This is a genomic window from Bacillus kalamii (genome assembly GCF_047238185.1).
Classification (GTDB): domain Bacteria; phylum Bacillota; class Bacilli; order Bacillales; family DSM-1321; genus Bacillus_AD.
The window spans coordinates 2,874,915-2,899,402 of the sequence record NZ_JBDFMI010000001.1 but is presented as its reverse complement, the minus strand read 5'-3'; the positions used below and the strand labels follow the sequence as shown (position 1 = coordinate 2,899,402).

The 24,488-nt window shown below is 42.2% G+C and carries 22 protein-coding genes and 1 other annotated feature; of the genes, 16 read left to right on the top strand and 6 right to left on the bottom strand.

All coding sequences use genetic code 11. The features are described 5' to 3' along the window. Positions 1-161 precede the first annotated feature (161 nt). From ABC357_RS14395 to ABC357_RS14380, 4 genes are all read left to right on the top strand, one after another. Positions 162-1,685 carry an alpha-amylase family glycosyl hydrolase gene (locus ABC357_RS14395; RefSeq protein WP_412888183.1) on the top strand — a complete coding sequence of 508 codons (1,524 nt, stop codon included), beginning with the start codon at positions 162-164 and terminating at the stop codon, positions 1,683-1,685. A 101-nt stretch (positions 1,686-1,786) separates the two neighbouring features. Beyond that, complete coding sequence (locus ABC357_RS14390; protein ID WP_412888182.1) at positions 1,787-3,442, top strand: glycoside hydrolase family 13 protein; 1,656 nt, start codon at positions 1,787-1,789, stop codon at positions 3,440-3,442. A gap of 554 nt (positions 3,443-3,996) precedes the next feature. Further along, on the top strand, positions 3,997-4,170 hold the full coding sequence (locus tag ABC357_RS14385; protein ID WP_412888181.1) for a hypothetical protein: 174 nt from the start codon (positions 3,997-3,999) through the stop codon (positions 4,168-4,170). A 345-nt stretch (positions 4,171-4,515) separates the two neighbouring features. Then, a complete protein-coding gene (locus tag ABC357_RS14380; RefSeq protein ID WP_412888180.1) occupies positions 4,516-5,556 on the top strand; it encodes a LacI family DNA-binding transcriptional regulator in 1,041 nt (346 codons plus the stop codon). Positions 5,557-5,660: 104 nt separating this feature from the next. On the opposite strand, the gene ABC357_RS14375 is transcribed toward ABC357_RS14380, so the two are convergent. After that, positions 5,661-6,521 carry an SDR family oxidoreductase gene (locus ABC357_RS14375; RefSeq protein WP_412888179.1) on the bottom strand — a complete coding sequence of 287 codons (861 nt, stop codon included), beginning with the start codon at positions 6,519-6,521 and terminating at the stop codon, positions 5,661-5,663. Positions 6,522-6,724: 203 nt separating this feature from the next. Beyond that, on the bottom strand, positions 6,725-7,588 hold the full coding sequence (locus tag ABC357_RS14370; protein WP_412888178.1) for a DegV family protein: 864 nt from the start codon (positions 7,586-7,588) through the stop codon (positions 6,725-6,727). Between the two features lie 152 nt (positions 7,589-7,740). Here ABC357_RS14370 and ABC357_RS14365 point away from each other — a divergent pair, with 152 nt between their 5' ends. After that, the gene (locus tag ABC357_RS14365) at positions 7,741-8,586 is read left to right on the top strand and encodes a YitT family protein (protein ID WP_412888177.1); all 846 of its coding nucleotides are present in this window, start codon (positions 7,741-7,743) and stop codon (positions 8,584-8,586) included. A gap of 117 nt (positions 8,587-8,703) precedes the next feature. Here the strand turns inward: ABC357_RS14365 and proS are convergent, their stop codons facing one another. From proS to ABC357_RS14350, 3 genes are all read right to left on the bottom strand, one after another. After that, positions 8,704-10,134 (bottom strand): proline--tRNA ligase, encoded by a 1,431-nt coding sequence (proS, locus tag ABC357_RS14360; protein ID WP_412888176.1) that lies wholly within the window; start codon positions 10,132-10,134, stop codon positions 8,704-8,706. Between the two features lie 45 nt (positions 10,135-10,179). Beyond that, positions 10,180-10,384: a binding site (T-box leader), on the bottom strand. Positions 10,385-10,629: 245 nt separating this feature from the next. Further along, positions 10,630-10,782 carry a hypothetical protein gene (locus ABC357_RS14355; protein ID WP_412888175.1) on the bottom strand — a complete coding sequence of 51 codons (153 nt, stop codon included), beginning with the start codon at positions 10,780-10,782 and terminating at the stop codon, positions 10,630-10,632. 113 nt (positions 10,783-10,895) lie between these two features. Further along, a complete protein-coding gene (locus ABC357_RS14350) occupies positions 10,896-11,723 on the bottom strand; it encodes a Cof-type HAD-IIB family hydrolase (protein ID WP_412888174.1) in 828 nt (275 codons plus the stop codon). 134 nt (positions 11,724-11,857) lie between these two features. Here ABC357_RS14350 and ABC357_RS14345 point away from each other — a divergent pair, with 134 nt between their 5' ends. The 10 genes from ABC357_RS14345 to argF all read left to right on the top strand — a co-directional run bounded on the left by ABC357_RS14345 (position 11,858) and on the right by argF (position 23,154). Next, positions 11,858-12,613, top strand: a complete 756-nt coding sequence (locus ABC357_RS14345; RefSeq protein ID WP_412888173.1) for a prolyl oligopeptidase family serine peptidase — start codon at positions 11,858-11,860, stop codon at positions 12,611-12,613. An 84-nt stretch (positions 12,614-12,697) separates the two neighbouring features. Then, positions 12,698-13,006, top strand: coding sequence for a metal-sulfur cluster assembly factor (locus ABC357_RS14340; RefSeq protein WP_412888172.1), 309 nt, complete (start codon positions 12,698-12,700; stop codon positions 13,004-13,006). Between the two features lie 32 nt (positions 13,007-13,038). Next, positions 13,039-13,377, top strand: coding sequence for a DsrE family protein (locus ABC357_RS14335; RefSeq protein WP_412888171.1), 339 nt, complete (start codon positions 13,039-13,041; stop codon positions 13,375-13,377). A gap of 351 nt (positions 13,378-13,728) precedes the next feature. Beyond that, positions 13,729-14,763 carry an N-acetyl-gamma-glutamyl-phosphate reductase gene (gene argC, locus ABC357_RS14330; RefSeq protein WP_412888170.1) on the top strand — a complete coding sequence of 345 codons (1,035 nt, stop codon included), beginning with the start codon at positions 13,729-13,731 and terminating at the stop codon, positions 14,761-14,763. A 17-nt stretch (positions 14,764-14,780) separates the two neighbouring features. After that, positions 14,781-16,013, top strand: a complete 1,233-nt coding sequence (gene argJ / locus ABC357_RS14325) for a bifunctional ornithine acetyltransferase/N-acetylglutamate synthase (RefSeq protein ID WP_412888169.1) — start codon at positions 14,781-14,783, stop codon at positions 16,011-16,013. A 16-nt stretch (positions 16,014-16,029) separates the two neighbouring features. Further along, positions 16,030-16,803 (top strand): acetylglutamate kinase, encoded by a 774-nt coding sequence (gene argB / locus ABC357_RS14320; RefSeq protein ID WP_412888168.1) that lies wholly within the window; start codon positions 16,030-16,032, stop codon positions 16,801-16,803. Then, on the top strand, positions 16,800-17,942 hold the full coding sequence (argD, locus tag ABC357_RS14315; protein ID WP_412888167.1) for an acetylornithine transaminase: 1,143 nt from the start codon (positions 16,800-16,802) through the stop codon (positions 17,940-17,942). The genes argB and argD overlap by 4 nt, the downstream gene beginning before the upstream one ends. Before the next feature lie 70 nt (positions 17,943-18,012). Continuing rightward, the gene (locus tag ABC357_RS14310) at positions 18,013-19,089 is read left to right on the top strand and encodes a carbamoyl phosphate synthase small subunit (RefSeq protein WP_412888166.1); all 1,077 of its coding nucleotides are present in this window, start codon (positions 18,013-18,015) and stop codon (positions 19,087-19,089) included. Then, positions 19,082-22,195 carry a carbamoyl-phosphate synthase (glutamine-hydrolyzing) large subunit gene (gene carB, locus ABC357_RS14305; protein WP_412888165.1) on the top strand — a complete coding sequence of 1,038 codons (3,114 nt, stop codon included), beginning with the start codon at positions 19,082-19,084 and terminating at the stop codon, positions 22,193-22,195. Before ABC357_RS14310 ends, carB begins: the two co-directional genes overlap by 8 nt. Then, positions 22,195-23,154 (top strand): ornithine carbamoyltransferase, encoded by a 960-nt coding sequence (gene argF / locus ABC357_RS14300; RefSeq protein ID WP_412888164.1) that lies wholly within the window; start codon positions 22,195-22,197, stop codon positions 23,152-23,154. Before carB ends, argF begins: the two co-directional genes overlap by 1 nt. Positions 23,155-23,199: 45 nt before the next feature. Here the strand turns inward: argF and ABC357_RS14295 are convergent, their stop codons facing one another. Further along, a complete protein-coding gene (locus ABC357_RS14295; RefSeq protein WP_412888163.1) occupies positions 23,200-24,012 on the bottom strand; it encodes an undecaprenyl-diphosphate phosphatase in 813 nt (270 codons plus the stop codon). 183 nt (positions 24,013-24,195) lie between these two features. Here ABC357_RS14295 and ABC357_RS14290 point away from each other — a divergent pair, with 183 nt between their 5' ends. After that, positions 24,196-24,375 carry a YjzC family protein gene (locus ABC357_RS14290; protein WP_412888162.1) on the top strand — a complete coding sequence of 60 codons (180 nt, stop codon included), beginning with the start codon at positions 24,196-24,198 and terminating at the stop codon, positions 24,373-24,375. Positions 24,376-24,488 lie beyond the last annotated feature (113 nt).

Here is a 24,488-nt window from a genome sequence, read left to right as displayed (position 1 = left end):
TAGATTCTACGTCTAAATGCAATCGATTGCACAAAAGAACAACAGCTTTAATTTCCAAACCTATCCTTTTCATACAATAAATAGATTTACTGTTTGACGTTGACAGTTGAAAGAGATAATCTTAAAAGCGTAGAAGATAAGTGATAGGGGGATCTTAGAAGGTGAACAAGAAATTACTGATAGTATTGCTTGTCCCGTTCTTCTTTTTCTATGGCATGCCGGCCCATGCATTGGAAAAGGAAAACCGTCTTTGGGAGGATGAAACGGTATACCATATTGTGATTGATCGTTTTAATGATGCAAACACAGAGAATAATAAAGGGGTAGATGTCAGAGAAGCCACTGCCTTTAATGGCGGAGATTTCGAGGGAATACAGAAAAAACTGGATTACATAAAGGATCTGGGATTTACAACGATATCACTATCGCCGATTTTTGATAATGAGGCAAAGGGGTTTGCAGGATACAATGTTAAGGATTTCTATAAAACCGAGGAGCATTATGGAAGTCTGAAAGAGTTTAAACAGTTAGTCCGCGAAGCACACAAACGACAAATCCGCGTCATAATTGAGTTTCCGACCTTTTCGGTAGGGAGCAGCAATGAATGGGTGAAGGATCCGGCAAAAAAAGAGTGGTTTCAGCCCAATCCCAGAAAGCTGGAAGGAAGCAGCTTCAATACGAAAGCGCTTAACGGATTGCCGCGCTTGGATCAATCCCAGCCTGATGTCCACGCATACATAGTGGATGCTGCTAAATGGTGGATTAAGAAAACCGATATCGACGGATATTACATTCCTTTTATCAATGAAGCGCCAATAAGCATGTGGCAGGATTTTAATACAGAAGTAAAAAAAGAGAAGAAAAATTTCTTTATGATTGGGCTTGATCCTGATAATGATGTGGAAAAGGCAAAGGCCTATGAACAGGCCGGTTTCGATGGTACGTTGAATGTTGACGGCATGGAGCCTGTACGTAAAGCGTTTGCTACCTCTGACAGGAGTTCTAAAGAAGCGCTTGCCAATATAGAATCTTTACAGCCTGGACTGGAGCATCCTGGACGGACAGGAAATCTGGTTGATAACTTGTTCACAAATAGGTTCACCCGGGACATTGTAAACGAGAACCGCAACCCAGGGACCAGGTGGAATCTTGCACTGACATACTTATATACGGTTCCCGGGATACCTGTTATCATGTATGGTTCGGAAATAGCATTGGATGGCGGGTCCTATCCTGATAATGCTAGATTCATGGGATTTAAAGCAGAAAAAGAAATAATAGACCACGCAACAAAAGTCGGAAAATTGAGACAAGAGCTACCTGCTTTAACAAGAGGATCATTTGACGTTCTGTATGAAAAAGATGGAATGGCAGTCTATAAAAGAGCTTATAAGAACGAAGTGATTATAACGGCTATCAATAATACGTCTAAAACGCAAAACGTAACGTTGAGCAGTAAGGACCTTGCTGACCATATGGAGCTCAGGGGTCTTTTGGCAGGAGATTTAGTGCGGGAAAAAGACGGGAAATATACAATCATTATCAATCGCGAGGAATCTGAAATTTATGCGCTAGCAGATAAAACCGGTATAAATAAGGGATTCATCGGAGCGATTCTCTCCGTTTGGATCGTTTTTGCCATCTTTATTTTAATTATCATGAAGCGTTCCAAGCGCAAACGATAAATAGCACCCGGCCTTCCTAAGCTTAATAGCCTGTTTGCGTTGATATGTTCCGAGCTTCCATTGTTGTGTGCTTGTTAAACAAATAATCGGAGGATTTATAGATGGAAAAAAGATGGTGGAAGGAAGCAGTCTGTTATCAAATATATCCTAGAAGCTTCATGGATAGCAATGGAGACGGCATCGGGGATTTGAAGGGAATTATTTCAAAGCTTGATTATTTGCAGGAACTTGGAATTGACGTATTGTGGATTTGCCCATTTTATGCTTCTCCTAATGCTGACAATGGTTATGATATCAGCGATTATCACAACATTATGCCTGATTTCGGGACCATGGAGGATTTTGATGAGCTATTGAAGGAGAGCCATTCCCGCGGCATGAAAATTATTTTGGATCTCGTCATCAACCATACGAGCGATGAGCATCCATGGTTCATCGAATCGAAGGATTCCGTTGATTCACCAAAAAGAGATTGGTATATTTGGAGACAAGCTAAAAATGCAGCCGAACCGAACAATTGGGAAAGCATTTTTTCAGGAAGCGCCTGGAAATGGGACGAAAAAACAAAAGAGTATTATTTACATTTATTTGCCGAGAAGCAACCGGATTTAAATTGGGAGAACCCTCAAGTGAGAGAAGCGCTGTACAACATGATCAACTGGTGGCTGGCTAAAGGGATCGATGGATTTAGAGTAGATGCAATCAGCCATATAAAGAAACGCCCAGGGTTGCCTGATATGCCTAACCCAGGTAACCTTCCATATGTGCCGGCATTCGATATGCATACGAATCAGGAAGGAATCCACTCTTTTCTTCAGGAAATGAAGGAACGGACGTTCAACAAGTATGATGTCATGACAGTCGGTGAAGCCAATGGAGTAAAAATAGAGCAGGCAGACCAGTGGGTAGGAGAAAAGAATGGAGCCTTCAATATGATTTTCCAATTTGAACACCTTGGCTTATGGGGAAAAGAAGCGAAAAAAGAAGTGGATGTGCGTTCTTTGAAAAAGGTGCTCAAGAAATGGCAGACATCCCTTCACAACAAAGGCTGGAATGCACTCTTCTTTGAAAACCATGACCAGCCCCGCAGTGTTTCAGTATGGGGCGATGATCGTTCATATTGGAATGAAAGCGCGAAAATGCTGGCAGCCTGCTACTTCTTTATGCAAGGCACTCCATTTATATATCAAGGACAGGAAATAGGGATGACGAATGTCTCTTTTCCAACCATCGATGACTACGATGATATAGGTATGAAAAATCTCTATGCAACCGAAACAGCCAAAGGAAGAGATCCTAAGGATATCATGAAAATTATCTGGCAAAGCGGCCGTGATAATTCAAGGACTCCTATGCAATGGAATAATGGAGCGAACGCAGGGTTTACAAGTTCGGTTCCATGGATGAAGGTGAATCCGAATTATACGGAAATCAATGTAGCAAGGCAACAACAAGATGAAGATTCTATCTATCATTTTTACAAAAAGATGATTTCTTTGCGAAAAGAGCATGATGTATTTATTTACGGAGACTTTGAGCTGCTCCTTCCTGAAGACCCTTCTCTATTTGCCTATAAACGGACAACGGATCAATCTGTGGCGTGGGTTATCTGTAACTTCAGTGCCCAGCCGATTCAATGCGCTGTTAATGAATGGATTGATTCAAGTGCAGAGCTTCTGTTGCATAATGAAAAGACCGGTTATACAGGCACAGATGGTACATTAAAACCTTATGAAGCAAGAGTGTATATAAAGTGAAAAATGTAACGTAATGGAAAGGGCTGCCAGATGAGAGGCGGCCCTTCCTCTATTGTAGCCAAAATAAAAGACCGAAAAAGAGGATTGAGGAGAGAAGAATTAAACAGAAGATGAAATACTTTACAGACATGAATAATGATAATGAAGGCTATCTCAATCTATTATCAAAGGCCAAAGGCCTGTTAACGAAATCGGCCATGCGTTTTTTCTTAAATGATTCGTTCCATGATGGCCGGCTTTCTCGTTTGTATAAGTGTCAAACGAAAAACACTGTCAGAATGGAGGCGTTCATTAATCATAGCAACGGAATATATAAGATTTTATGGGAGAATGTCACCGCGTTTCATTTTGATTACGATCTTACGGACCAGGAACATCTATGTTAAGAGGCCTGGATGATTGGATGGTCGATGAGATCATTCTCTTGAACGATAGTAGCCTACGTCATGAAGTGGTGTTCGCTTCTGGAACCACCATGGTCATCAAGTGTAAAAACATAGATTTGCATTGATTCGAAAAAAAGAATAATGTGAACGAGAACTCCCTGGAGCTTTATGATAAAGGGGTTCATTTCTTTAAAGCCGGACAATGATGTGGTTGCAGTCAAATTTGCAGAGTCATTAATAGAAAAGGATGAGCATCAATTGGCTATTCCTGTTTTGCTGCAAATTCTAAAAAAACCTTCATACGGACCGGCCAAAACATTATTGGAGAAAGCCAAAAAATAAAAGGATAGAAAAAACAAGTGGTCTATTAGACTAATATAGTGTAAAAATGCAAAAGAAAAATGGAATGGACATGATTTTAATAAGGCGAGTTCCATGGCCTTTTTTCTATTTGTTGCTTAAATTAAACTGTATGGCAAGTGATAAAACGTTAAACCAAACATCATATGCCGAAAATAAAATTAATTGAATTTTCTATTTAATATTAGTCAACCGCTTTCATACGTTTTATAATAGAAGAGAAGTTATTCTTATAAATGATATTAATATAGCAGTTAAAGGGGTAGTGGCCCACATTACGAAGGGGTTCATTCATCTAAAATGCTTAACGAAAGTGGGGAAGGCCATATGACTATTACAATTAAGGATGTTGCAAAACTGGCAAACGTTGCTCCTTCCACTGTTTCAAGAGTGATCGCTGATCATGCTAAAATCAGTCAAAGTACGAAAGAGCGTGTAAGAGAGGCGATGAAAGAACTAGGATATCACCCTAATTTTATCGCCCGCAGCTTAGCGAACCAGTCTACTCAAGTGATCGGTTTGGTATTGCCGGCATCGACCGACATATATTTTCAAAATCCATTTTTTTCGACCGTTTTAAGGGGACTGGGAGAAGCCGCCCATGAGAAATGCTATTCTATTCAGATGAATACAGGAAAAACGGATGAGGAAAACCTGCAGGCAGTTGTTGAGATGGTTCAGGGAAGGAGGGTGGATGGCATTATTTTGCTCTATTCGAAAATCGATGACCCGATCATCTGTTATTTGAAAGAGCGCAATTTTCCATTTGTCATCATTGGAAAGCCCTACGATGGAGGCGAGGAAATTACACATGTCGATAATAATAATTTCCGCGCGGCCAAAGAAGCAACAGAGTATCTTTTAGGGAAAGGGCACCAAAGGATCGGTTTTATCGGAGGGGACCCTCAATATGTAGTTACATTGGATAGAAAGCTAGGTTACCGGAAAGCATTGGAAGAAGCGGGAGTTGATTACTCGACGGATATGGAGGTTGAAAGCGAGTTTCTTGAAATGGGAGGCAAACAAGCAGTGGCAGCCCTTCTTCAGTTGGTGGAGCCGCCTACTGCATTGATCGTGACCGATGATCTAGTGGCAATGGGTGTCTTGAATGTATTGAAGGAACGCCATATTTCTGTACCTGAGGAGATGAGCATTGTCAGCTTCAATAACGTTTTATTCGCTGAATTGGCTAATCCGCCGCTTACTTCAGTAGACATTGGCATTTATGATTTAGGTTATCAGGCCGCTAAAAGTCTTATCCAGCATATTGAAAATCCAAAGGAACCAAAAAAGCGGATCATTTTGCCATTTCGTTTAGTCGAAAGAGAGTCCTGCATGGTCTGCTCGGCCGAACCAACAATGATATAAAAAACGGCCTGTAAATGAACTGCACCTCCAATTGTTGAGTCTAACAATTGGGGTTCAGTTCATAAATGGGCCGTTTTTTTATGCAATAAGCAATTGGGGAATGGTCAACCGTTGACGACTTGTCCTCCGTTAATATGGATTACTTGTCCGCTGACATAGGATGAATCGTCGCTGGCTAAATACACGTAGGCTGCACCTAATTCAGATGGCTGCCCTCTTCTTCCAATCGGTGTATTGCCGCCGTGCTGTTTCACTTGTTCGGCAGGGAATGTTGAAGGAATAAGCGGTGTCCAGATTGGGCCTGGAGCTACAGCGTTTACGCGGATTCCTTCGCCGGCAATATTATTGGAAAGAGCTCTTGTGAAAGAAACAATGGCTCCTTTTGTGGATGAATAGTCAATTAACTCAGGATGGCCTTCATAGGCTGTCACGGACGTCGTATTAATGATGGCAGCGCCATTCTTCATATGTGGAAGGGCAGCCTTGGCCATATAGAAATACCCGAAAAAGTTGGTGCGGAATGTTTTTTCCATTTGTTCGGATGTAATATCAAGGAAAGATTTTTGTACATGCTGTTCACCGGCATTATTTACAAGTATGTCCAGCTTTCCGTATTTATTAATCACTTCATCGACTGCTTTTTGGCAGAACTTTTCATCCCCTACGTCGCCTGCAAGGCAACTGCAAGAAACGCCTTCTTTTTCAACCAGATTTTTGGTTTCCTTGGCGTCATTTTCTTCATCCAAGTATAGGAAAAAGATATCTGCGCCTTCTTTTGCGAAATAGACGGCCACTGAACGGCCGATGCCGCTGTCGCCTCCAGTAATAAGGGCTGTTTTTCCTTTTAATTTTCCACTTCCTTTATAATTGGGGCGAACCACCTCTGGTTGGGGATCCATTTCAGATTGAATGCCTGGTTGCCGGTTTTGCTGTAACGTATTTGGTATTGGATTTTTTTCGCTCATTGAATAAAGCAACTCCCTTTTCTTTCATATCATTATCATCGAATATCGTCTTAGTGCGCACTAAAGCCATATATCGAACGTGTATATAAGTGTTATGTTCTTGATTTACCATTCTCAAGAGGAAAATAAACATCCATTTAAAGCTTGCCAAAATTTGTCCATACAAAAAGTGCGTTCTACAGAACGCACTCTAGTCAGATCTATCACTTGTTTCTTTCCTTGTTTAGAAAGAAGATGGCGATTGTGCCAGGCCCTGAATGGGCACCTACAGTTGCCCCAACCATTTCAATTTGGAATGAAGTAGTTCCGAATTCTTCTTGGATGGCTTTCTTCCATTCCAAAGCGCTGTCCATATCATCTCCATGGCTGATGCCGATCTTTTGCTTATCTAAATTGACGCCTCTCTCTCTCATCATTTCCAACGTACGATGGACCAGCTTCTTTTTACCGCGTATTTTTTCGAGAGGTATTAGCTTTCCGTCGTCTACATGCAATAGCGGACGAATATTCAATAATCCCCCTACAAAGGCGGACGTTCTGGAGATTCTTCCTCCGCGTGCAAGATATTCGAGATTTCCGACAGTGAACAGGTGCTCCATATGTTCGCTGTTGAAAAGAATGTCTTCCATCAGTTCTTGTTTAGTTGCGCCGGCCTTTGCCAGTTCCACTGCTTTTTCAACAACTAAACCATAACCAAGTGAAGCGCATTTAGTGTCTACGATCTCCAAGTCAAGGTCGGGATACTCTTCTTTGACCTGGTCTCTAATCATGACAGCTGTTTGATAGGTCCCTGAAAGGCCGGATGAGAATGCGATGTAAATACCGGATTCTTTCTTTTGGGCGAATTCAGAAAATTTTTCCAGGAATAACTCGGGGGAAACCTGGGATGTTTTCGGCGCTTTGCCATTTCTCATTGCATCATATACTGTTTTGCTCTCGATAGTTAGTCCATCCTGATAGTCTTTTCCGTCCAATTGGACATTAAGAGGGAAAAAAGTAACATCGTGTTCAGTAAAATATGATAGAGGCAAATCACAAGCACTATCGGCTATAATATGTATACTCACAATATCACCTTCTTATATAATTTCTATGATTTCACTATATAGTTTATCATTGGGGATAATAATAGGGAAATAGGGTGTTTTGATTTTCAAAAAAAGAGTATAGTGGTAAACAGTGGGTAAATAATAATTGGTTTAATGGAGGGAATCCAAAGTTGTATGTAGCTGAAGCAAAAAAAATCATTATTGTCATCATTGGGGCATTCTTAAATGCGATTGCTCTGAATTTTTTCTTGATCCCCGCCAATGTGTATGCAAGTGGATTCGCAGGATTGGCGCAGTTAATATCGGGGATGCTTGATTACTTTCATGCTCCTTTTTCCATATCGACAGGGGTGCTATTATTTCTTTTAAACGTCCCCATTACGGTTATTGCTTGGAAAAAGGTCGGGAAGTCCTTTACTTTATATAGCTTTTTGAGTGTCGCACTATTAACGTTATTTTTGGAAATCCTTCCTGTTAAGGAATTATCCCCAGATATCATCCTGAATGCTGTCTTTGGCGGGGTTATCGGTGCTGTGGGTGTCGGTTTTACTTTGAAATTCGGTGCATCCACCGGGGGGATGGATATTGTAGCCATGCTTCTGTCTAGGGTGAAGGATAAACCAATCGGTACATATTTGTTTGCTATGAACGGAGCGATCATCTTATGTGCTGGTTATTTGTATGGAGCAGAGAAATCGTTGTATACCCTTGTAGCATTATATGCATCTACCCGTGTAGTTGATGCAATCCATACCCGGCATGAAAAGCTGACTGTATTTATCATTACGAAGAAATCTGTGGAATTGAAGAATGCTATTCATGCAAAGTTGGTACGCGGTATTACAATGCTGCCGGCTAAAGGGGCATTTACGGGTGAAGAAAAAGAGATGATGATGATGGTTATTACACGATATGAGCTGTATGACCTTGAACATATCATACAGGAAGTCGATCCGAAGGCCTTTGTAAACATTGTAGAGACGACCAATGTAGTAGGCTTTTTTCGGAAAGATTAGAAATAAGCTTGGAGGGTTCCAAATGAAAAGTGGATCCCTCCGGCCTATTTTTTTTGCCTTTTTAAGAGAGTCCCGCCTTAAGCTGGTCGGGGATAAACGGTCCCGTCCGCTTTTGTATTAATAAGCTTTTGCCCAGTATACTAGGATTTCGGCGGTTTTTTGGCAGCATACGCATTTTCCTGGCTTCGCTTGTTCGTCGAAAGGAATGCAGCGGGAAGTTGCACCTGTTTTTTCTTTTATCTCTTCTTCACATTCTTTGCTGCCGCACCATAGAGCTTTGATGAAGCCGGTTTTCTCATCAAGGATTTGTTTCATGCCCTCTATATTTTCTGCGGCATTTGTTTTATTGTCGCGATGTTTTTTTGCTTTCTGATAAAGGTTTTTTTGGATATCTTCCAGTGTTTTTTCGATGGTTGATTCCATATCGGATAAATTAATTGTTTGTTTTTCGCCTGTATCCCTTCTAACCAGCACAGCCTGATTGGATTCTATGTCCCGCGGCCCGATTTCCAGGCGCAATGGAATTCCCTTCATTTCATATTCGTTGAATTTCCATCCTGGTTTCTTGTCACTGGCATCAATGCCTGTACGGTACGATTTTTTCAATCTTTCATGGAGGTCATAGGCAAAATCCAGAACGCCTTCTTTATGCTGGGCAATCGGGATGATCATGAGCTGTGTAGGGGCAATGCGTGGCGGTACAACCAAGCCTCTATCATCTCCATGCACCATGATCATAGCTCCGATGATACGGGTAGTGAATCCCCAGGAAGTTTGCTGGACATATTGCAATTGTCCGTCCCGGTCTGTAAATTGGATGCCGAACGCTTTGGCAAATCCGTTCCCGAGATGGTGTGAAGTAGCTGATTGCAGGGCTTTTCCGTCATGCATAAGACTCTCAATCGTATACGTATATTTGGCGCCCGCAAATTTTTCTTTGTCCGTTTTTTTTCCTTTGATTACAGGAATTGCGAGGACATCTTCACACATGGATGCATAGACTTCGAGCATTTTGACCGTTTCTTCTTGTGCATCTTCATCGGTTTCGTGGCATGTATGCCCTTCCTGCCAAAGAAACTCCAATGTTCGTAAGAAAGGGCGTGTTGTCTTTTCCCAGCGGACTACGTTTGCCCATTGATTGTACAATTTTGGGAGGTCGCGATAGGAATGGATGATGTTTTTATAGTGTTCACCGAAAAGAACTTCTGAAGTAGGGCGTACACAAAGCCGCTCTGCTAATTTTTCTTCTCCCCCATGAGTCACCCAGGCAACTTCCGGAGCGAAACCTTCGATATGGTCTTTCTCCTTCTGCAGAAGGCTCTCAGGTATGAACAGTGGCATATACACATTTTCATGGCCAGTATCCTTGATTTTTTTATCAAGGGCATCCTTAATGTTTTCCCAAATCGCATAGCCATATGGCCGAATGATCATACTTCCGCGGACGCTTGAATAATCAACTAAGTCTGCTTTTTTGACCACATCTGTATACCACTGGGCAAAGTTGTCTTCCATAGCAGTAATTTCTTTCACAAATTGTTTTGCCATAATTGCACCTCATCCATATAGGGTAAAAAAAAAAACCGGCAATCGAATAGGGACCGATATATCGGCGGTACCACCCTATTTCGAAGCCAAGCTTCACACTCTTATCTATTAACGGCGATTAACCGCTGCCCGATTTTGCGGACAGAACTCAGAGGCAGGTTCCGATGCGGGCCACTGAAAGCTTTCAGCGATTTGCTTTCTCTCTGGAAATGGCTTTATACATTGTACTGATCCTCGTCGACGTTTCCTGAATAATTGATTTTTTTGAATTATATAGTGCAGTACGGCTGATGTCAACTAAATGGTAAAAAAAGAACAGCCTATCCATTAGGTAGGCTGTTCTATTGCGGGGAAAGCTGTTAGCTTTGATGTGCCTCTTTTAGCCTGATGTTCCACGCTCCAGACCATCCTGAATAACGGAAGCCATGAACTCTTGTGAAGGGGAAGCATTTTCTTGGCTTTCTGAAGTACGGACTAGTTACAATTTGCTCTGCATTAATTGCAGCAATCCGTACCTGAATGGCAGCTGCATGATTTTCTTTCTTCTGCTTCCGCTAAGGTCATGCGGTACGGGAATTTTTCATCATGCTTGGAAACAGCGTCTTTACTTTGCTGGAAAAAACGTTTTGATTTTGTGCTTTTGCCCATTAGTAAACCCCTCGCTATCTAAGCTATTGGCATCGCATATGGATGCACTTTTAGTATAAGCCGATACACCTCATAGGATACTGGCAATGATTGCTGAACTTTCCTCAAGGGCATTAGGATAGTTTACGGTCGGGGATATTGAATTTTTCCTGTAGAAACAGGCCGATTCCGTCTTCTTCGTTGCTCAGAGTTATGGTATCGGCAATATTCTTCACTGCATCGATCCCATTTCCCATCGCTACACCTGTCCCTGCATATTCCAGCATTTCCAGGTCATTGTCTTCGTCACCGAATGCAACAATCCGATCTTTTGGAATAGCCAGAAAATCTGCTACTTTTTGGATGCCGACTGCCTTGTTGAGACCAGATTTGACAATTTCGATCACATGGAAAGGATCTGCCCAGCGGCGGTGGTCAATTACTTCAGCATGAACATCGGACAGATGTTTACGGATGCTATGTACATCATGTTCTTCTGTATGGATGAGCATGCTTGTCGGTGAGGCCTGGAGAAAGCTGCGAAGATCGCCATAAGTGATGTTCGGGTTTCCAAATTGGAAAAGATCGATCATTTTCTCATCATGGTAATGAAAAAAAACATCATCTCTCACTTCCGCAATAATATTGTGGAGAGGAAAGTCTTCGCAAGCTTCCACGATATCTTTCGCCACTGATAAATCCAATGGGCTGTGGTACGTTCCCCAGCTAGTGGAAAGGGGATGATGGACAAAAGCTCCATTGAAGTTGACGATCGGTGTCTGCAGGCCGAGTTCCTGATAATAGGAAGCGCTGGATCGGTAGGGGCGGCCGGTGGCTATCATGATCTGGTGTCCTTGTTCTTTTAAAGCATGGAGTACAGCTTTTGTTTTGGAGGATATGGTTTTATCGTTCTTTAACAGTGTTCCGTCTAAATCTAGAGCAATTAAATGTTTTTCTGTCATAATGTATCTCCTTTTGGAAAAAGCTTTTCTTCTGAATGTACAGGAAGACGTATCTTTTTTCCATCCCTGAACTTATAAGGTATAGTATACATTAGTAAGAAAACTAAAGAAAATGGTATGTAGGGGGCTTCGTTTTGGTTATCATAAAAAAAGACAGCATACATAATATCCCTGTGTTGCATGTAGTGAAGCAGCAATTAGCGGATCAGCCGGCACCTCTTGTTATATTCCTGCACGGAGTGAATAGCATAAAGGAGAGAAACCTTCAATTTGCCTATATGCTGGCAGAGAAAGGATACAGAATCATATTGCCTGATGCTTTATATCATGGAGAGCGGGCAGAAGAAAAAAATATATACGCCTCTTTTTGGAAAATTGTTTTGAATAGTATCGAAGAATTGGTTTTCATTAAAGACAGTCTGGTATCAGATGGTTTAGTCTTAGATGGACGGATAGGGCTCATAGGCACTTCGATGGGTGCCATAACTACTCTAGGAGCCATGGGAAAATACGAATGGATCCATGCAGGTGTGTCCTTGATGGGGAATCCGGCGTATATTGAATTTGCGAACCAACAGGTCGAAGCGATGAAGAATATGAAAGCTGATTTGTTGACCGAAGAGCAAATTGAACAACAATTGGCTATCTTAGAGCCGTACGATGTGACAAAACGGCTTGCTGAATGGAAGGAAAGACCTCTTATGTTCTGGCACGGAGGCAATGACAAAGTAGTGCCTTATCAAGCGGAATATGCATTTTATGAAAAAATTAAGCCATCATATGATCAAAAAAACATCCCAATTTCTTATATTTTGGATGAAAAGGCAGGGCATGCAGTTCCGAATGCAGGCGTGGTTGAAGCGGTGAATTGGTTTGTGGAATACTTATAACTTTCAGAAAAAGATTGCTTGACGCTAAGATATGGGCAAAGCAATCCCTTATTTGTTAGAATAGAAAAAAAGGAGTTGAATGCAATGGATCAAGATTTAAAAGATAACCTGATGGGGGCATTGGAGCAAGTAATCGACCCGGAATTAGGCATTGATATTGTCAATCTTGGATTAGTTTATGACATAGATATGGATGAGGAAGGCAATACAACTGTTACGATGACGCTGACTGCAATGGGCTGCCCGCTTGCAGGGACAATTGTAGACCAAGTGAAGGTAGCCCTAATGGATATTCCTGAAGTTAAGGAAACAGAAGTGAATATTGTCTGGAATCCGCCTTGGACAAAAGACCGCCTTTCCCGATATGCTAAAATTGCTTTAGGTATTTCATAAAAACAACTGCTTTTTAGAGGAGAGTTGGTAACATGAAAAATAAAGTCGTTTTGTTAAGCTCCAATAAGTTTGGTTCAGGTAACGGGGAACTGGGAGAAACGGTCCTGGAAACCTTTTTTACTCTTTTGAAGCAACGGGAGGACCTTCCGGTAGCCGTTTTCTGCATGAATTCAGGTGTTTTGGCCTTAACGGAAGAATCCCTCGCTTCGGTCCATCTGAAAGAAATGGAAGCAAAAGGGGTAGGGGTTTATGCCTGTAAGACATGTGTAGATTATTACGGTGTCGAAGATAAATTGACTGCCGGTAAAATAAGTGGAATGGATCACTTCATTGAATTGGCGAGCCAATATGAAATTTTAACTATTAATTGAGTGGAAAAACTGCACCCTTGCCGGGGTGCAGTTTTTTTTTGAAGGGAGACGATAACGCCTATTTTGTGTAAAAACATGCTGGATGCGGGGGAAAATACTACAGCAAAATTAATATCAGTTGCATATTATATTGGACAAGTTTAATTAGGTGGATTTGTGTTGGTTAATGAAAAGTGGAAAAACTCTTTAAAATACAAGGGTTTTGGGAAGGGGTGATATTAAATTTTAGAAAAATAAATTATTTATAAAAATTCATTTGATTTTATTTTTATTCATGATTATAATAATGTAAATAAAAGCAGAAAGAAATGGAAATTCCTTCAGATTAATGAAAAGGTGGTGTACGAAAGAATGGATGTATCAGTTATCGGAGCGTCGGGATACAGCGGCGTAGAGTTAGTCAGATTGCTGCAGCAACATCCCTTTTTCACTATTTCCTCTCTCCACTCATCGTCTAAGCCCGGACAATTCCTTCATCAGGAAAATCCGCATTTATCTCATAGTCCCTATAGGCTTCGTGATATAGATATTGATGAAATAGCTGGGAATAGCCAGCTTGTTTTTCTGGCAACACCGTCAGGCGTCGCAAAAGACCTTGCTTCGAAACTATTGTCTGCTGGGGTGAAGGTCATTGATTTATCCGGTGACCATCGTTTGCAATCTCAAGAGTCATACAGGAAATGGTATAAAAAAGAGCCTGCAGAAGAAGCAATCTTGGGAAAAGCGGTTTATGGGCTCAGTGAATGGAATAAAGAACAGATCAAAGAAGCGGATCTCGTTGCTAATCCAGGTTGTTTTCCAACAGCCTCATTATTGGGTTTGGCACCATTGATGGTTGAGCGATTAATCAGGCCGGATTCCGTGATTATTGATGCAAAATCGGGTGTCTCCGGTGCCGGAAGGTCTGCAAGCGTCGGTTCTTTATATAGTGAAGTGAATGAAAATTTTAAGATATATAAAGTGCATGAGCATCAGCATATTCCTGAAATCGAACAACAGTTGGACATCTGGCAAGGGGATCGTACGACAATTGAATTCAGCACCCATTTAGTGCCTATGACGAGAGGGATCATGGCCACCATCTATGCAGAATTGAAAGGGGAATGGAGCAATGACAAGCTACATGGTTTGTATAGGGAAACGTATATGAACCATCCGTTCATCCGAATCCAGGAGCAGGGTGTGTATCCATGCACCAAACAGGTGATGGGGTCGAATTTTTGCGATATCTCACTCTCTATTAATGAAAGAACAGGAAGAATAACGATTGTTTCAGTAATCGATAATTTAATGAAAGGGGCAGCAGGCCAGGCTGTACAAAATGCAAATATTCTATGTGGTTTCGGGGAAACTGATGGATTAATGCAATTGCCGCTATTTCCATAGGCCTGCATGTGAAAAGGATGAACAGTATGCAAACGCAAACGGAAATCCAGCAAGTTGAGGAAGGGAATATAGTCAGTTGCAAAGGTTTTTTGGCTGGGGGGCTGCATGCGGGATTGCGCTATTCCAAAAAAGATATAGGGTTGATTTTATCGGAAAAACCTGCCAGCGCAGCGGCGGTCTATACACAAAATGTTGTCCAGGCTGCTCCCATCCTCGCCACTAGGGAAAGCTTGTCTAATGGCGGTTTATTGCAGGCAGTCATTGTCAATAGTGCATGTGCAAATGCGTGTACAGGGGAGCGCGGATTGCAGGATGCCTTGACTATGCGGCAATTGGCCGCGGATAAATTTGGATTGCTTCCAGGGCAAGTTGCAGTTGCTTCAACCGGTGTTATTGGAGAATATCTCGATATGAAGAAAATCGAGAATGGCATAAACAGTTTGGAAGCGACTAATGAAGCTCATGGGGCATCTGATTTTGAAACAGCGATTTTAACGACAGATACAGTAACCAAACAATGCGCCTATCGTGCAGAAATTGCAGGAAGTACAGTGACAATAGGCGGAGCGGCTAAAGGGTCGGGAATGATCCATCCTAATATGGCCACCATGCTTGGCTTTTTGACTACCGATGCTGCTATAGGGCCAAATAACCTGCAGCTTGCACTGCGGCAGGCTGTTGATCAAACCTTCAATCAGATTACGGTGGATGGGGACACATCAACGAATGATATGGTGCTTATCATGGCAAACGGTTTAAGCGGAAATGAGGAACTGGTTCCTTCCCATGCAGATTGGCCGGTATTCATCAAATTAATAACGGCCGTTTGTGAAGACCTAGCGAAAAAAATCGCGAGAGACGGCGAAGGGGCAACTAAATTGATCGAGGTTTCGGTTAAGGGAAGTAAAACAAAAAACGATGCTAGGATGATCGCGAAAACAATCGTTGGTTCTTCTTTGGTCAAAACAGCTGTCTTTGGCTGTGATGCGAACTGGGGCCGCATAATAGCAGCCATGGGAAGAAGCGGCGTAGGGTTCAACCCGCAGCAAGTTGATATTTCAATTGAAGGAATTACTATGCTTCGTAAGGGGATACCTGTTCCATTTTCTGAAGAAGATGCTTCAAATAAATTGAAAAATGATCATATTGTAATTGAAGTGGCTTTACAGGAAGGCAATGAAACAGGCACTGCCTGGGGCTGCGACTTATCCTATGACTATGTGAGAATAAACGGAAGCTATCGTACGTGATAAAGGAGGGGTATGCATGAAAATTCTGCTCCTAAAATTGGGCGGCAGTATTTTGGATGAATTGGACGATTCGTTTTTTGCCAGTTTGCAAGATTTACAGCGAGAAGGCTATCGCCTGATTTTTGTCCATGGAGGAGGGCCTGATATCAACCAAATGCTAGAAACCCTACACATCATTCCTGAATTTCATGACGGTCTACGAAAAACAACAAGTGATGTCCTTGATGTGGTTGAGCTTGTCCTATCCGGAAAGACGAACAGGAGCCTTGTAGGGCTGCTCAATCAGCACGGTTTCAATGCAATCGGTTTGCATGGCAGTGATGCCGGCCTTCTGAAAGGAAGGCATATAGATAAGGAATCATTAGGAGAAGTCGGTGAAATTACGTCTGTAAACAGCGAATTGATCAAAAACGTACTGGATATGGGTCTTGTGCCGGTGCTGACTCCCTTGGCTGTTTCCGAATGGGGGACAACATTGAATGTTAATGCCGATATGGCGGCTGGAGCTGTAGCAAGGGCATTGGATGCAGATAGCTGTGTGTTTGTGACAGATGTGAAGGGTGTATTGCATGAGGGGAAATTAATTGAATCATTAACGGCAGAAGAGGTCGAAAGATTGATCCGGGAAAAAGTCATCCTTGGAGGAATGATTCCAAAGGTGCAAACTGCATTGAAAGCATTGGAGACCGGCATAAGGCAAGTGAGGATTGTGAATGGGAAAGATGCTTTCTTTTCAAAAGGGAATTGGATAGGGACGACATTTTCTGAAAAGGCAGGGATGCAATCATGAGCCATTTATTTCAAACCTATGGAAGATGGAACATTACACCTGAATATGCTGAAGGAAGCTGGCTGAGTGATAGCGATGGAAAGAAATATCTCGATTTTACATCGGGAATCGGCGTTTTGAATTTAGGCCATCGGCCAGAACAGGTGAAGGAGGCTTTGAATCGCCAGATTGATCGGTATTGGCATACATCTAACTTGTTTCAACAGCCCTTGCAGGAGAAGTTGGCGGATATATTAACCGAACAATCGGGGCTTGAGTATACCTTTTTCTGCAATAGTGGAGCCGAGGCGAATGAGGCAGCCATTAAATTGGCTAAAAAAGCGACTGGACGAAAAAAAATCATAAGCTGCCTGCAATCCTTCCATGGCCGAACATACGCGACAATGGGGGCGACCGGGCAGGAAAAAGTAAGAGTCGGTTATGGTCCGATGCTTGAGCAATTTGATTACTTTCTCTTTAATGACGTCGATGATCTGCAGAAACATATTGATCAGGATACAGCAGCCATTATGATCGAGATCGTGCAGGGTGAAGGTGGGATCCATTGTGCGGAAAAGTCATTTTTGAAAGCTGTTCAGGAAATTGCCAAAGAAAATGGGGCACTCATTATTGTAGATGAAGTCCAAACGGGCATCGGAAGAACAGGGAAACCATTTGCTTATCAGCATTTTGATTTTAAACCGGATATCGTGACGATGGCAAAGGGATTGGGAAATGGACTCCCTATAGGGGCGATGCTTGGAAAAGCCGAATTAAGCATCTATTTCAATGCAGGGAGCCATGGTTCAACCTTTGGCGGGAATCCGCTCAGCGCTGCTGCTGCCTGTGCTGTCACTGATCAAATTTTTAAGGAAGATATGTTGTTAAAGGTCCGGGAGAAGGGCGAGTATCTATTTTCCCTATTGAGAGAGAAACTTGAAGGCGTTCCATCTGTAAGGGAGATAAGAGGCCTCGGCCTCATGGCGGGCATTGAAATGGATTACGGGGTAAACGAATTGCTCATAAAGCTTCAGGAAGATGGTTTGTTAATCCTTACCGCTGGCCCGAATACATTGAGGCTTCTTCCGCCGCTTAACGCGACTTTTGAAGAGATACATTTGGCAGTAGAGAAATTGGCGCAACGATTAGTGAAAAAATAGATATTTTTGTGTTTAATTGTATTTTTATACAATTAATTAGATTTATATACGTAATGATGGGGTGGACTATATGGACAGTTATATACATTTGCAGAATGGTGAGTCCTTTAGTGGTAAATGGCTCACACAAGCACCGGATAAACCGGTTAGTGGAGAAATTGTTTTTTACACAGGAATGACAGGATACCAAGAGGTATTAAGCGATCCTTCCTATAAAGACCAGATTGTTGTATTTACGTATCCGTTAATAGGGAACTATGGAATTAATGAACATGATTTTGAAAGTGCGAAGCCGCATGTTAAGGCTGTGGTGGTCCATCGGGGGGATATGGCCCATTCCCACTATGATGCAAAAAAATCATTGGTGCAGTATTTAAATAAATGGGATATTCCCATGATCGGGCATGCTGATACACGGGCTATCGTGAAACGGATAAGAGAGCATGGTTCGATGCCTGCCTGCATTCAATCTGGTGCCGAATTTCCTTCGTTGAAGCTGGAGTCAGAGCCGCCTGTTCCACTAGTTTCACAAAAAGAAGTGAAAAGTTATGGAGAAGGCGACCGCCATATTGTGTTAATGGATTTCGGTTATAAAAAGTCGATCCTTCAATCTTTGCTTGACCGCCAGTGTAAAGTAACAGTCGTTCCGTACAACACAAGTTATGAAGAGGTGCAGGCACTTCAGCCTGATGGAATATTATTATCAAATGGGCCGGGGGACCCGATGGAAATGCTTCCTTATATCAAAGAGATTCAATCCATCATTTCTGCTTATCCGACGTTGGGCATTTGTCTAGGGCATCAATTAATCGCTTTGGCATTTGGAGGAAAAACAAAAAAATTGTTGTTTGGACATCGAGGTGCCAATCAGCCTGTATTGGATAAGGAAAATCATACTGTTTTTATGACATCCCAGAATCATAGCTATGTGGTGGATGAACAAAGCCTGCTGAAGACAAATCTGGAAGTCCGATTTGTTCAGGTCAATGATGGATCAGTGGAAGGGATGCAGCATAAACAATGGCCGATCCTTTCTGTGCAATTCCATCCGGAAGCCAACCCAGGACCAGCGGAAAGTGCGTCAATATTCAACGAATTTTTAGTTACAGTAAAAAGAAACAGCGGGAGAGAGAAAGCATATGCCTAAAGATACATCCATCCAATCCATCCTTGTCATCGGTTCAGGCCCGATTGTTATCGGCCAAGCGGCGGAGTTTGATTACGGCGGCACCCAAGCGTGCCTCGCCCTGAAAGAGGAAGGCTATAAAGTCATTTTGATCAATAATAATCCAGCGACTATTATGACAGATGAAACGAATGCCGACATAGTTTATTTTGAGCCTTTGACGAAGGAGTCAATTACTAAAATCATTGAAAAGGAACGCCCTGATGGCTTATTGGCTACATTGGGCGGGCAGACAGGCCTTAATCTGGCTTATGAGCTTGATGAAATGGGCGTTCTTGATAAATATCAAGTGAAGTTGTTGGGAACTCCAATAGATTCTATTAAAAAGGGAGAAGACCGCGAACTGTTCAGAGCATTGATGTATGAGATCAATGAACCAGTCCCTGACAGTAAAATCATCCATACTTTGGATGAGGCAATGGGATTCGCCGAAGAGATAGGGTTCCCGATTATCATTCGCCCTGCTTATACACTTGGAGGGACAGGCGGCGGAATAGCTGCTGATGAAGATCAATATAAGGAGCTTGTACGCGGGGGCTTGCAGGAAAGCCCGATTACACAATGTTTGGTGGAAAAGAGTATTGCAGGCTTTAAAGAAATCGAATATGAAGTGATGCGTGACGCGTCAGGTACGTGCATCACTGTATGTAATATGGAAAATATCGACCCGGTCGGCATCCATACAGGTGACTCCATAGTGGTCGCCCCTTCCCAAACATTGACAGATGAGGAGTATCAGATGTTGAGGGGGGCGAGCATTAAGATCATTTCATCCTTGGGAATCATAGGTGGGTGCAATATTCAATTTGCGCTTGATCCAGCCAGTAAACAATATTATTTGATTGAAGTGAACCCTCGGGTTAGCCGTTCTTCTGCCCTTGCTTCCAAAGCGACCGGTTATCCGATAGCGCGAATCGCAGCCAAATTGGCAGTAGGTTATCTTCTTTCAGAGCTTGTAAATCCTGTTACGAAAAGCACCTATTGCAGTTTTGAGCCTGCATTGGATTATGTTGTGGTTAAATTCCCGCGCTGGCCTTTTGATAAATTTACGGGTGCAAACCGGAAATTGGGAACACAAATGAAAGCGACCGGAGAAGTGATGGCGATAGACAGAAGCCTTGAAAGCGCAATTCAAAAAGCGGTGGCTTCTTTAGAGAAGAAAGTCATCGGATTAAAGCTGACAAAGTTAAAAAATGTCCCTGTAGACGGATTATATGAAGAGATGCGGGCGATGAACGATGAACGGTTTTTCGTCATCCTTGAATTGTTGCGCAGAGGTGAATCGATTATAACCATACATCAAGAGACTAAAATAGATTATTTCTATCTTCGCTTATTTGAACAGTTGGTATCTGCAGAGAAACAAATTGAAACACAAGTGTTCGAATCTGTTCAATATGATGAACTTTCTCTTTATAAAGAATTAGGATTTGCGGATGCATACTTGGCACAAGCGTGGAGTGTAAAAGAAGCGGAAGTAAGAGAAAAGAGAAAACAAATGGGCATTGTTGCGTCCTATAAAATGGTAGATACGTGCGGTGCTGAATTCGAATCGAAAACAAGCTATTTTTATAGTTCATACAATGGTGAAAACGAGCAATTGCCAAGCGATAAGAAAAAGGTGCTGATTCTTGGCAGCGGGCCCATCCGGATTGGGCAGGGGATTGAATTTGATTATTGCTCTGTACACAGCGTCCTTGCTTTACAGGGAGAGGGCGTAGAGAGCATTATGATCAACAATAACCCAGAGACCGTAAGCACAGACTTTGCGACTGCTGATAAGTTGTACTTTGAACCGTTGACATTGGAATACGTATTGAATGTAATTGAGGCTGAACTCATTACGGATGTGATCGTCCAGTTCGGCGGCCAAACAGCCATCAATTTAGCGGAAGCTTTAGAGAAAAGCGGAATTAATTTACTTGGTACCTCTTTTGACGTGGTAGATCAACTAGAAGACCGCCACCGTTTTTATGAACTGCTTGAAAATCTTGATATCCCGCACGTGGCCGGCCATGTAGCCAATAATGAAGAAGAACTTTTCCGTTATGCCGAGGAGCTGCAGTTCCCAGTGCTTGTCCGTCCTTCCTATGTCATTGGAGGAAGCGGCATGAAGGTTTATAGCAATATGGAGACTTTGAAGGCTGGTATTATAGAAAGCCAATACCCAATTCTGATCGATTCTTACTTGCCTGGAAAAGAGGCAGAAGTAGATTTAATCGGTGACGGACATCAATTATTTATCCCGGTTATCGCAGAGCATATCGAAAAAGCAGGAATTCATTCAGGTGACAGTATGGCCTATCTTCCTGCCCAGACACTTTCAAAAAATGTTCAGGAAAAAATGGCCCATTATGCGAAGAAGCTTGTGCAAGCACTGGATTATAAAGGTCTAATGAATATTCAATATGTCATTCAAAATGAAGACGTGTATATTCTTGAAGTCAACCCAAGAGCAAGCCGGACCATCCCCATTATTTCAAAGGTGACAGATGTCCCTATGGTACAAATTGCGACAAAAATATTGCTCGGGAAATATGGATTGCAGGATTTGCTTGATGTAAAGGCAGATACAGTTAAGTTGCCTTATCATGTGGTGAAATATCCAGTGTTTTCAACATTTGCGCTTAGCGGGCTGGACAGCAAGCTTGGGCCTGAAATGAAATCGACCGGTGAAGGCATTGCTATTGGCAATTCAAAAGAAGAGGCGCTCGCAAAAGCTTTTGAATTTTTGGAAAAGAGCATATCCGACCGCGGGAATGAAATATTCCTTTCGGGACATGCCCAATTAGAGGAATCAGTGCTTACAAAGATGAAAGATGCAGGGCTGTCCTTGGCAGCCGAGTCCGACCTTGAAGCTTGGCTGAAAGAGAAGAAGGGGAAAGTCATTATTTCTCTGACTGAAAATGAAAAAGAAGATCGTTTAAAAGCGGCCAAATACCGTTTGTTATCCTTCACTAGCCTGGAAACATTTGCAGCTTACGTGGATGGATTTACTCACAATGATGCACCAGTCGTTTCATTGGAGGAATGGCACGAAAAAATGAAGAAGGGTGTAGTGGACTAATGACAATCATATCATCGCAACCGTATGTTAAAATCTTAACCGGAAAAGATTTCTTGACACTGACTGACGTAAGCAGGGAACAGATCCATGCTCTTTTGCAAATAGCGGAGGACATAAAAGAAAAGCATGCCATAGGTGAGGAGTACACTCCTTTAAAAGGAAAAAACCTTGCTATGATCTTTGAAAAATCCTCTACACGGACTAGAGTATCGTTTGAGATCGGAATGATCCAGCTCGGTGGCCATGCTCTATTTCTGAGCAGCCAGGACCTTCAATTAGGTAGAGGCGAAACGATTTCGGATAGTGCCCACGTTCTATCGGAATATGTCGATGGCATCATGATCCGCACATTCGGTCATGACAAAATCGAGGAATTGGCAAAAAATGCTTCGGTACCAGTTATTAATGGGCTTACTGACCTGTACCATCCTTGTCAGGCACTTGCGGATTTATTGACGATTAAAGAAGTAAAAGGGACATTGTCAGGGTTGAAGCTTGCTTATATCGGGGATGGGAATAACGTAGCCCATTCCTTAATGGAAGCCTGTGTAAAAGTAGGAATCGATGTATCGGTGGCGACTCCTCAAGGATATGAGCCTAATAGTGGGGTTGCAACAGATGTGAAGCGTATGGCAGATCAAAATGGTACAACATTGGAAATAGTCAATGATCCGATGCAAGCTGTGATGGACGCAGATATCATATACAGCGATGTATGGACCAGTATGGGACAGGAGAATGAAAATCAAAAGCGGCTGCATGATTTTCAAGGTTTTCAAGTGAATGCTACATTGGCGGCCCATGCGAAAGATGATTATATTTTCATGCATTGCCTGCCTGCCCATCGAGAGGAAGAAGTCAGCGCAGAAGTGATTGATGGCAGCCATTCGGTTGTGTTCCGCCAAGCAGGGAACCGCCTTCATGCCCAAAAAGCTCTATTGGTGGACTTAATGAAATAAATATAAAAACAGGCCTTCCATATAGGAGGCCTGTTTTTGTCATTGTCAGGCAAAGATCAATACAGCAGCGCCGACAATGAAGCAATAAATGGAGAAATAAATTAAATTTCCTTTTGCCATTATATTCATAAACCATTTCAAAGAGAAATAAGATGCGACCAAGGAACCGAAGAAAGCAAGCGTGTATGGTACTGCCAGTGAACTGATTTGAGGGTCGGCTATTAGATCTGTCAAGCTTAAAACCATCCCTCCCAGACTTACAGGAATAAACAATAGAAAAGAAAAACGCAGAGCGGTTTCTTGTTTCATCCCTAATGCCATGGCAGCTACAATCGTTGCCCCGGACCGGGAAATGCCAGGAATCAAGGCAACTACTTGTGACAAACCGATAATTATGGCGTCTTTCAAAGTGAGATCACCATCATTTTTGCGGCCGCGGAGGTTCCTGATCAACCAAAGGGCAAGGCCGGTCACTAATAATGCAATTGCTAAAGTCCGTATCCCTTTAAAGTAGGCAGCGATGTAATCATCGAATAATACTCCGACTACACCTGCCGGAATAGTTGCGACAATGAGATAAAGGATAAAGCGGAAATCGGATTTGGCGCTTTCCTCTTTTTTTGTTATATATAATAAGCCGTTTTTGATTAAACGGATGATATCCTGGCGGTAAATAAGCAATACTGCAAATAGGGATGCGGTATTTACTAAAAGTTCAAAGCTCATTCCTTTAATTTCAAGGCCAAAGAAGTGTTGAATTAAGACAAGATGGCCGCTTGATGATACGGGAATAGGCTCTGTAAAACCTTGAACAATTCCTAGGAAAAGATATTTTAACATTTCAATTAAGTGTTCCAAGATGGTTCCTCCTGTTGAATCTTCATTCGTATCTTCTCATTTAACACTATTCTAATATATAAAGTAAAGATGGTTTATAAAAAAAACAAAGAGGTAAATGTACATAAAAGAGAAAACCGCCATGTTTTTTTGTGTTTGGGGAACAATACATATTGATCATGTTGGAAGGGAGGAAATTGCATAATGGGACAAACCCGGCACTTCAAGCATGGCCAAAAAGCTCCGAATAATGGCTATTATGTAGAGGTAGGAGAGACTGGCAGTATGGTGAATAATCCTAAGAAAATCCATCTGCATGCTGGAGATCGTTTTCCGGAAAATACGAATGAAAATCGTAATTGGACATATCAGAGAAAGCCGTAACCTTGAAGCTATAAGCCCATTATTGCCGCTATTATAAGCGGCAATGGCGGGCTTAAGTGTTGCGGTGTGCGGGTGCGGCTATTGTTCGTCAATTACTTTACATATTAGCAAAT

Coding starts and splice junctions, on each gene's coding strand:
- proS (WP_412888176.1), bottom strand. CDS start 10,134: ATGGCAAAACAATTTGTGAAAGAAATTACTGCTATGGAAGACAACTTT.
- argF (WP_412888164.1), top strand. CDS start 22,195: ATGACAATCATATCATCGCAACCGTATGTTAAAATCTTAACCGGAAAA.
- argJ (WP_412888169.1), top strand. CDS start 14,781: ATGAACAGTATGCAAACGCAAACGGAAATCCAGCAAGTTGAGGAAGGG.
- ABC357_RS14380 (WP_412888180.1), top strand. CDS start 4,516: ATGACTATTACAATTAAGGATGTTGCAAAACTGGCAAACGTTGCTCCT.
- ABC357_RS14340 (WP_412888172.1), top strand. CDS start 12,698: ATGGATCAAGATTTAAAAGATAACCTGATGGGGGCATTGGAGCAAGTA.
- argD (WP_412888167.1), top strand. CDS start 16,800: ATGAGCCATTTATTTCAAACCTATGGAAGATGGAACATTACACCTGAA.
- ABC357_RS14355 (WP_412888175.1), bottom strand. CDS start 10,782: ATGGGCAAAAGCACAAAATCAAAACGTTTTTTCCAGCAAAGTAAAGAC.
- carB (WP_412888165.1), top strand. CDS start 19,082: ATGCCTAAAGATACATCCATCCAATCCATCCTTGTCATCGGTTCAGGC.
- ABC357_RS14390 (WP_412888182.1), top strand. CDS start 1,787: ATGGAAAAAAGATGGTGGAAGGAAGCAGTCTGTTATCAAATATATCCT.
- argC (WP_412888170.1), top strand. CDS start 13,729: ATGGATGTATCAGTTATCGGAGCGTCGGGATACAGCGGCGTAGAGTTA.
- argB (WP_412888168.1), top strand. CDS start 16,030: ATGAAAATTCTGCTCCTAAAATTGGGCGGCAGTATTTTGGATGAATTG.
- ABC357_RS14375 (WP_412888179.1), bottom strand. CDS start 6,521: ATGAGCGAAAAAAATCCAATACCAAATACGTTACAGCAAAACCGGCAA.
- ABC357_RS14290 (WP_412888162.1), top strand. CDS start 24,196: ATGGGACAAACCCGGCACTTCAAGCATGGCCAAAAAGCTCCGAATAAT.
- ABC357_RS14310 (WP_412888166.1), top strand. CDS start 18,013: ATGGACAGTTATATACATTTGCAGAATGGTGAGTCCTTTAGTGGTAAA.
- ABC357_RS14335 (WP_412888171.1), top strand. CDS start 13,039: ATGAAAAATAAAGTCGTTTTGTTAAGCTCCAATAAGTTTGGTTCAGGT.
- ABC357_RS14350 (WP_412888174.1), bottom strand. CDS start 11,723: ATGACAGAAAAACATTTAATTGCTCTAGATTTAGACGGAACACTGTTA.
- ABC357_RS14385 (WP_412888181.1), top strand. CDS start 3,997: ATGATAAAGGGGTTCATTTCTTTAAAGCCGGACAATGATGTGGTTGCA.